Genomic DNA, 7866 nt, shown 5'->3' with positions numbered 1-7866 from the left:
CGTATGCGGACCCGCATGTACGGTGGTGTGAGAGGTCGGGGGCTAGCCGCCCCCTCCTACTCGATCATTTTAAAGAGTTGCATCCAAATGGTTGAAAATGGTTCGCATAAATTTATTTATGCGAAGACACCCGGCATGTTTTGATACCCAACAGTGTGTACAGCGGACAGAAGCCAACAAACGCAGTAAGAAGTGGCACTAATCCAATCAGTCCAATGAATCTTGTACTACCATGTAAAATAAAGAGAAGACTTAAGATGGCTAAGCCTAAAATGACGCGAATGGTACGATCGACTCCACCAACGTTGCGTTTCATATTCCCCTACCTCCTATATGCATGAGTGGAATTTGTAGCTTTATTGTCGCATAGAGAAAGTGGATGTTCAGTGACAAAGTCACGATGGATCAAGATATTTATGCGTAAGTTTCTCTTTATTTAAAAGAGTAATTGTTCCGCGGGAGAGTTTGATCATCTCCTCTTTTTCGAATTCCTTTAGCACCCGACTCACGACTTCTCGAGCTGTTCCAAGGTCTGTCGCGAGTTGATCGTGTGTGCCGTGAATGACGAGTTCATTTTCATTTACGCGGCGCAAAAGATACTCAGCAATTCGCGTATCCATGTTGCGAAATACAATTTCTTCGACTAAAACCATGACATCAAGTAATCGTTGCTGGATAATTCCATAAGAAAACGATTGTACAGAGTTCAGGTGATTCATCCACTGTTGAAATAAAGAGATCGGTACTGCGAGCGCGTGTACATCTGATTCAACAATTGCCGTTGCAGGGTATTCTTTAAAGGCGAGAATGCTTGACAACATGAGAACACAGGTTTCTCCAGGTGTTACGCGGTACAAAGTGAGTTCTCGACCTGTGTCTGAAATTTTGGTTACGCGAATTTTTCCTTCTAGCACTAAAAGAACAGAAGATGGTTCATCTCCAGCGACGAGGAGAATCTTGTTTTTGGGAAAATGTACAAAATTGATTCGATGCCATTCTTGCTCGGTGATCTCTTTTAAAAAAGAAAATTGTGTGATTGCCGCATGTTGCTCATTGAGTTGCATTTGTAAGCCTCCTTTCGTATTTGAGCGTTTTACAGATTGCTGAGTCCAGCTGTATCTTCTATAACAAACGCTATATTTCTTTGATCAATAGCTTGAAATGGAATCCAGAGATCGGTTGAACCTATTCTTTTCGGCTTTGGATCTTCAGTCTTATGCCATAAAACTAAGAAGTTCGTCACCCCAAGGTGTCAAACCGATTCCTCGTGAGGCAATCCTAAGGGTATTTCTGGTCGTACCATAGGAGGGCAGCTCCACGTTCACTCAGTTGCATCAGCGGTTGGATTGGGATCTGTGGTAAATAAAATTCGAGAAGCAATGGTATAGTAGGATAATAAACTACGTTTCTATGATCACATAATGGTCACGTAACTCGTCAAAACTAAATGAAATAACTTTTAATTTAACCAAACGCATATCATGAAGAATCTTTGATTGATCGCGGCTCGTACGGTCTGAGGGTAAAAAGAAGCACCTCAGGGAAACTCGATTTTTCCAATTCCAAAACCGCGTTTTGCGGGGAATCGAGTCCCTCCGGGTGAGCCAGAAGAACTTTATACACTAAGGGTTTGTGGCTAAAGGTGTTTGTTAACCTCTGAGCCGCAGACCCTTTTTGCCAACAAAATGCTAACCTTCGTGCATCGAAACTATTTTGTGGTTATCCGAATATCTCGTTTGCGAACGTGTCGAGTGCTCTTTTTTGTATTCTGGGGAGCAAGTGAGTAAAGTGTCCAGAGGAATACTACCATTCGCATGTCCGAGTTTCAATTACAACCCAGGGATTGACACTTTGTTGCAATCACAGCAAAGTGTGTGGCGATCGTTGCCGCATGGCTGACCCGGCATGCGAATATGCAGGTTGTCATCGTACTTGTTCAGCATGATTATTTTTTCCTGTTCACTATCCCAAAAACGATCATTGCAAGAACGACGATTAGAATGAAAGTACCAATAATCAAAATCAGTAATCCACTAACACCAATATTATGAAACATTTTTCACCTCCTAAAATGACAGTGAAGATACTTGCTCACTGTCATTTTTACTGGGATTAAGTCAATAAAGTGGACACCCAAGAACAGAGAAATTGTAAGTTTTCATATTCTGACTTGATGCCTGTTATTGCTCAGCTTGCTGCATCTTCGATGGATTTGTACTATCTTCTTTCAAATTCGACCGGAGTTAGAGAATCGAGGGATGAGTGAATTCGCTCCCGGTTGTATCAGACCTCAATGAATTCGAAGATGCACCTCACCACCCGGATGCCCCAACCGTTCATGACTTTGTGTATGCGCCAGCTTTAAAGTTTCACGGTATGTCGTTGTTTGTATATGGCATAGTAAAAGTGCAGGATGTGGCTGCGGAAAACTGCAGTTTCCGATTGCCATTCATCAAGTGGTGGTTATCGAACGGAAGTGGTTGACGATCACGCTGACGAAGTCATTGCCGTAATCAGCAAAGACCAAAAGGAGCCGTGAGGCGAATGGCGGAGTACAAGCGTTAGCGAATGCGGCTCCACTATAGACTAGCGCAGCAATGAGCACACCCACTTGCCTATTTATGCAATAAAAATAGCACTTGCCAACATCACGCTATCACTATACTCTCTGTTTTGTGCAAGAACGGAGAGGATGAGAGGAATGTTGAAAGTGCCACAGCAACAGTATATCAGATATTTGCGGGAAGTGGAGGGCTGTGGGATTCAAGAAATTGCGGATCGCGTCGATGTGAATTGGCGAACTGCCAAAAAATATGCCGATCAGGACGATTGGAATGAACCCATCACGAAACGCGTAGGAAATCGCCCGATACTGGGTCCCTATGTGGACATCATCGACACGTGGCTGCTGGAAGATGAGCAACTCCCACGCAAACAACGCCATACCGCAACCCGAATTTATCATCGGTTGCAAGAAGAGTATCAGTATCAGAGGGGCAAGCGCACGGTCAGTGCCTACGTGGCAAACCGGAAGCAGCAGATGGCGATCGAACGGATGGATCGTCATGAACGTTTGGAGCATCCAGGCGGTGAAGCGCAGGCAGACTTTGGAACCACCTATATTTTCAAGACGGGAGAACTCGTGGAACGCAAAGTGCTGACGATGTCATTTCCCTACAGCAACGCGGCATTTGCGTTTCCTGTGCCGAAAGAAAATACGGAGTGTTTTCTCGAAGCGCTCAAGCGCGTCTTTGAACAAGCGGGTGGCGTGCCACATAAGATCTGGTTTGACAATCTGTCGGCCGCAGTGGTGTCTGTATTAGATCATGGGGAACGAGAATTGACCGATGCCTTTTCCTGGTTTTGTGCGCATTACCGTTTTGAACCTCAATTTTGTAACCCTGGGAGGGGCAACGAAAAGGGGAATGTGGAAAACAAGGTGGGGTATGGTCGTCGCAATTGGTGTGTCCCACCCCCGGTCATCGAGACGCCAGCGCAGATTATCGATCTATGGGAAGAAGAACGCCCGAAATTGCTTCAATTACCGACGATCCCTTTGGAAATATACCGGTTGGAAACTGCACGGCTCAACAAGTACAGCGAATGGCAGTTTGAATCGACATTATATCCGTTGCCGCAGTGTAAGGCGCGGTTGCCCGTCCTACTGAAGGTCAAATGGGACGAGATCGAAGTATTGTCTGCCGATGGAACCTATCAGTCGCTGGCGACATTCCCCCGGCCTTACACAGAAAAAGCGATACCCATGAATTGGCACGCCATCTTTGAGGGGTATCGCAAACGCCCACGTGCCGTGATGTATTCTACATTTGTCAAACTAATGCCGATCGCGGTGCAGGCGTTCTTGCGCGTCGATCAGGCGGAATTACGGAAACCGCGGATTCTCTTGCTTCTGCGCCTGTTGGAATCATATACGCTAGAAGAAATCGGAGAAGGATTGGTTCAAGTCCCGCAAACGGATGTTCAGCACCCGATACTTTTGGAACATGTACTGTATGCGATCAAACACCCGGAATTTCATCCGGAACCTTTTGCAGAATCCCATACCCCGGAGAGTCTGCACGGACAGATTCCACAATTAGAAGACTATGATCGTCTACTGGGGGTGCTGATGTCATGAAGGCGGTGCTGGAACAGAGTTGCAAGACCCTGCATCTGGCTCATGTGATGGAGACCTACGATACGGTCGCGTTTGAAAACAGGGAGCAATTTTTACTGGGCGTTCTCCAGATGGAAATCCAGCAACGAGAAGAAAATCGGTTGAAGCGCTTGTTGAAAAAAGCGGCGTTTCCCCAATGGAAGACGCTGGAGGATTATGATTTCGGAGCGGTCTCGTTTCCGGAACATTACACCGAAGCCATGTTAAGAGATTTACGTTTTTTGGAGCGCAAAGAGAACGTCCTCATGATCGGACGGGTGGGGACCGGAAATTATCGAAAGAATTCGGTTATGGAAAGATTCTCGAAAGAATTCGTATGAACCCTGAGGTCGATGCCGAGAATCTTTCCATAATAATCAGGGACGGCAAAGATTCTGCAACCACTGCAAAATATCCGTGTTTTCCTCCCAAGCAGGAGTGTCCGGGCTCGTCACTTGGGGATATGCAGCTTCCAAAGCCTTTCTTTTGAGCTCCGTATCGAATTTCAAGTAGATCTCCGTTGTCGTTACACTCACATGCCCCAACAAATCACGAATGTAAATCAGGTTAACACCAGATTCCAACAGATGAAGAGCCTTGGAATGCCTGAGCATGTGTGGATGCAATTGATCCGGAAACACCATTTCCTTTTGGCTGTGTTTTGCCTGCTTCAAGTATTTACCCAAGATGTAGGCAATGCCGGGTCTGGTGAATGGTTGGTATCTGCTATTGTAAAACAAAGGACTTTGCTGACGTCCTTTATCAAGCAGGTGGTTTTCGGCCATGTAACCTTCCAAAAGGTTTCGGGTTTTGGCCATCATCGGGACGTTCCTTTTCTTGTTGCCTTTGCCGTTTAAAGTAATCGTTGCGGGCTGGGCCAGTCTTACATCACAAACCTTCAAATCAATCAATTCCTGCACCCTTGCTCCAGCATCGTAGAGGATGACCATTATGGCCAAATCACGACGTCCTCTCTTCGTCGATGTATCGGGCTGTTCGAATAAACAGGCCAATTGATCCAGCGTTAGATGCGGTATCGTCGGTTGGTGCTTTTTCTTAAAGGGGATTCCTAATATCTTTTGACTCTCGAACAGGATTTCCGGATTCTCCGTTTGAGCAAATCGGAAGAAGCTGTGAATTGCGGCTAACCGCTGGTTCCGGGTGCTAATACACACTTGTCTGGAAGTTTCGAGCCATTGTAAAAAATCCTTAATACTCGGCGCGGTCACCGTTGCAAATGAAATCTTCTCCGGCCTTATCTGCTGTTTCTCTTGCATGAACAGGAGAAATTGCTTGAAGGTATCGCGGTAGGATGCAATCGTATGGGGACTGACGTTTCGCTGTCCGGGAAGAAAATCAGCCAGATATCGTGTCAGCGTCTTCGCAAAATCAGTCTGCTTCATCACTCCACCTCCGGGATGACGTATGCGCAGGTATTTTCGATCTTGCTCGTTAAGTCCGGATACAAATCCGCCGTTAACCGCATGTATCTTTGACTGCCACGCATGTCTTCGTGGCCGAGGTAAGCCGAAAGATAGGGCAGAACATTGTTCAAATTCCTGCCGTCCAACACCCACTTTTTCAAGCAGTTTACGGCGAAAGTATGACGCAAATCATGAATTCGAGGGCCTTTCCCCCTCCCTAAATGGGAAATTCCCGCTTGCCGAAGCATATCTCTAAAAAGCTTGTATACGGTTGCCTCGGAATAATGTCCGCCGTACGGTGACGGAAAGAAATACGGGTTTCCCATTTTTCCGACTTGGACTGTTTTAACGTATTTCCGGCATCGTTCGATGAGGGTATCCGACATGGGGAGGATCCGTTCTTTATTGAATTTGGTATGCCGAATAAGCAATGTGCCTTTGTCCAGATCAACATCCGGGATCGTTAGATGCAACGCCTCGGAAATTCTGAGGCCGCATCCATAAAGGATGCGCAGTAGTAGGGGCAATACGAGATGCCGGTTGGGCGTAACATCATGAGAAGGATATTGATCACACACCTCAAATATGGCTTTCATCTCATCACTTGAAAAAATGTAAGGGATGTATGCATAACGATCGACGGTAACCATGGCCTTGGGAACCACATATGCCGCGTATCCGATGCGATTCATATATATTGCCAACCCCCGCAACAATGAGATTCTGCCCCCTTGAGTCGATGCGGTCTCATTGGGCTTGCGAGCCGTCCATTCCATGACCAGCGGCTTCGTTAAAGCGGTCTCCTGTAAGCCTCGACTGTACACAAAGGAGTCGAAACCTTTCAGTAAACTGGCTCCTTTTTCGAATTTATGGCCCGTCGCTCGTTTTTCTGCGATATAGCCCGCAATTGGGACGGCTAATGGACTCCGAAATGGATGGAGATCAGGCATTCCGAAACACCTCCTCCGGGTCGAGTGCACAGGACTTTAATCCGTTCAGATCCGTATGCAGATAGACCGAAGTCGACTTGGAATCCACATGGCCCAAGATTTCAGAAATGACCGCAAGAGATGCTCCCTGTTCCAATAGGACACTTGCCAGCGAGTGTCGTAGCGAATGCAGCCCGTGTCGTTTTCCACGGGGAACGGTAATGCCGGCAAGGCGAATATAGTGAGTCATGATGGTATGAAGATTGGCATTCTCACCGAAAGCCTCAAAAGGGGCGTTCAGACGTACAAACACATAAGGCGATTCACATACCGGTCGGGCATGCTGAAGATAATCGATGAGCGCCCAGCCGACATCGTGCAGAATGGGATAGGTCACTTCGACCTTTGTTTTTTCTTGCACAATGGTTATCGTTTTGGTTTCCCAGTTCAAATGCGAGAGTTTCAAGGCTTTGATGTCGCCGACCCGCATACCCAGCTTCGCAACAAGAAGAAGGATGGCATAATCTCTCTTCCCCCGCGGGCTTCCCCGATCAACGGCATCCAGCATACGTTTAACCTCGGAAGGTTCCCATGTAGAAGGAATAGCAGGGTAACGGTATCGGGTTGGCTTCGGAACAGCGAGGGACAAATCCGTTTCGGTGTATCCGTGCAGATAGAGAAACCTCAAGAATACTCTAAGCGTAGTCAGAATAGCAGCAATGCTTTTTTCGTGCCTGGGGCAAATGCTGATCACGTAATCCGAAATGATGTCCGGCGTGATGTCGCCAACATTCATGACGTTACGCAGTGCCAGATAATCTACAAAAAAGAATAATCGCTGAAGACGGCTACGCATGCCGCGCAAAGAGTATTCATTGGCCTCGCATTCCTTTTCGTATGCGGTTAACATTTCTTCAAACTGAGGCGGCTTCACATAGCCCTTTTTCTTTACGATTCTGCGAATGACGACCCTATGGAGCTGGTAATCGCCTAAAAGCCGGACGGAACGAATGGCTTGCTTGGCGTTTCGGGGAAACGGTTCAAGATAGTAATCCGTTGTACAGCCGTATTTGTTTCTCAAATACGCCTGTCCGAGTTCTTCCGAAAAATATCGTTCATTTCGGTCTCGTGCAAATGCACAAATCCGGTTGAATGAAGCTCGGATGCCACATACGGTGTTGTATGCGTAATTCAGTTGCTTGAGTGCTTCGATGACCTCCGCCGCGAGCACCTCGATCGGTTTTCTTGTTTCCATGGCTACCCCTCCAATGAACATGATTTCATTGTCCATTGTGAGGTGTTATGGAAAGAAATCAATGTACATTCATTGATGCTATCGGGATGTACGCTGATTTCT

General features: G+C 46.7%; 8 protein-coding genes and 1 pseudogene. 3 read left to right on the top strand and 6 right to left on the bottom strand.

Translation table 11 applies throughout. From position 1 onward, the window contains the following. Positions 1–112: 112 nt before the first annotated feature. The 3 genes and pseudogenes from BM613_RS08240 to BM613_RS15740 all read right to left on the bottom strand — a co-directional run. A complete protein-coding gene (locus tag BM613_RS08240; RefSeq protein ID WP_109430695.1) occupies positions 113–316 on the bottom strand; it encodes a YgaP family membrane protein in 204 nt (67 codons plus the stop codon). A 79-nt stretch (positions 317–395) separates the two neighbouring features. Beyond that, entirely contained in the window at positions 396–1064 is a 669-nt protein-coding gene (locus BM613_RS08235) for a Crp/Fnr family transcriptional regulator (protein WP_109430694.1), read from the bottom strand. Between the two features lie 1153 nt (positions 1065–2217). After that, a pseudogene (locus BM613_RS15740) lies at positions 2218–2313 on the bottom strand (IS3 family transposase); the annotation flags it as partial. Between the two features lie 100 nt (positions 2314–2413). Here BM613_RS15740 and BM613_RS15680 point away from each other — a divergent pair. The 3 genes from BM613_RS15680 to BM613_RS08225 all read left to right on the top strand — a co-directional run bounded on the left by BM613_RS15680 (position 2414) and on the right by BM613_RS08225 (position 4497). Then, positions 2414–2539, top strand: coding sequence for a hypothetical protein (locus tag BM613_RS15680; protein ID WP_281267842.1), 126 nt, complete (start codon positions 2414–2416; stop codon positions 2537–2539). Between the two features lie 162 nt (positions 2540–2701). Then, positions 2702–4138, top strand: a complete 1437-nt coding sequence (gene istA / locus BM613_RS08230) for an IS21 family transposase (protein WP_109430693.1) — start codon at positions 2702–2704, stop codon at positions 4136–4138. Then, entirely contained in the window at positions 4135–4497 is a 363-nt protein-coding gene (locus tag BM613_RS08225) for an ATP-binding protein (RefSeq protein ID WP_109430692.1), read from the top strand. Before istA ends, BM613_RS08225 begins: the two co-directional genes overlap by 4 nt. Before the next feature lie 36 nt (positions 4498–4533). Here the strand turns inward: BM613_RS08225 and BM613_RS08220 are convergent, their stop codons facing one another. Genes BM613_RS08220 through BM613_RS08210 form a run of 3 tightly spaced genes read right to left on the bottom strand, consistent with a single transcriptional unit; the run spans position 4534 to position 7800 of the window. Then, positions 4534–5559: a tyrosine-type recombinase/integrase gene (locus BM613_RS08220; protein ID WP_109430691.1), complete on the bottom strand. Its 1026-nt coding sequence runs from the start codon at positions 5557–5559 to the stop codon at positions 4534–4536. Next, a complete protein-coding gene (locus BM613_RS08215) occupies positions 5559–6530 on the bottom strand; it encodes a tyrosine-type recombinase/integrase (protein WP_109430690.1) in 972 nt (323 codons plus the stop codon). Before BM613_RS08215 ends, BM613_RS08220 begins: the two co-directional genes overlap by 1 nt. Continuing rightward, positions 6523–7800, bottom strand: a complete 1278-nt coding sequence (locus tag BM613_RS08210) for a site-specific integrase (RefSeq protein WP_245926313.1) — start codon at positions 7798–7800, stop codon at positions 6523–6525. Before BM613_RS08210 ends, BM613_RS08215 begins: the two co-directional genes overlap by 8 nt. Positions 7801–7866 lie beyond the last annotated feature (66 nt).

This window comes from Sulfoacidibacillus thermotolerans, from assembly GCF_003144315.1.
GTDB classification, from domain to species: Bacteria; Bacillota; Bacilli; order Alicyclobacillales; family SLC66; genus Sulfoacidibacillus; species Sulfoacidibacillus thermotolerans.
The sequence above is the reverse complement of the archived record's forward strand: the minus strand, read 5'-3'. Positions and strand labels throughout refer to the sequence as shown.

Coding starts and splice junctions, on each gene's coding strand:
- BM613_RS08240 (WP_109430695.1), bottom strand. CDS start 316: ATGAAACGCAACGTTGGTGGAGTCGATCGTACCATTCGCGTCATTTTA.
- BM613_RS08235 (WP_109430694.1), bottom strand. CDS start 1,064: ATGCAACTCAATGAGCAACATGCGGCAATCACACAATTTTCTTTTTTA.
- BM613_RS15680 (WP_281267842.1), top strand. CDS start 2,414: ATGTGGCTGCGGAAAACTGCAGTTTCCGATTGCCATTCATCAAGTGGT.
- istA (WP_109430693.1), top strand. CDS start 2,702: ATGTTGAAAGTGCCACAGCAACAGTATATCAGATATTTGCGGGAAGTG.
- BM613_RS08225 (WP_109430692.1), top strand. CDS start 4,135: ATGAAGGCGGTGCTGGAACAGAGTTGCAAGACCCTGCATCTGGCTCAT.
- BM613_RS08220 (WP_109430691.1), bottom strand. CDS start 5,559: ATGAAGCAGACTGATTTTGCGAAGACGCTGACACGATATCTGGCTGAT.
- BM613_RS08215 (WP_109430690.1), bottom strand. CDS start 6,530: ATGCCTGATCTCCATCCATTTCGGAGTCCATTAGCCGTCCCAATTGCG.
- BM613_RS08210 (WP_245926313.1), bottom strand. CDS start 7,800: ATGGACAATGAAATCATGTTCATTGGAGGGGTAGCCATGGAAACAAGA.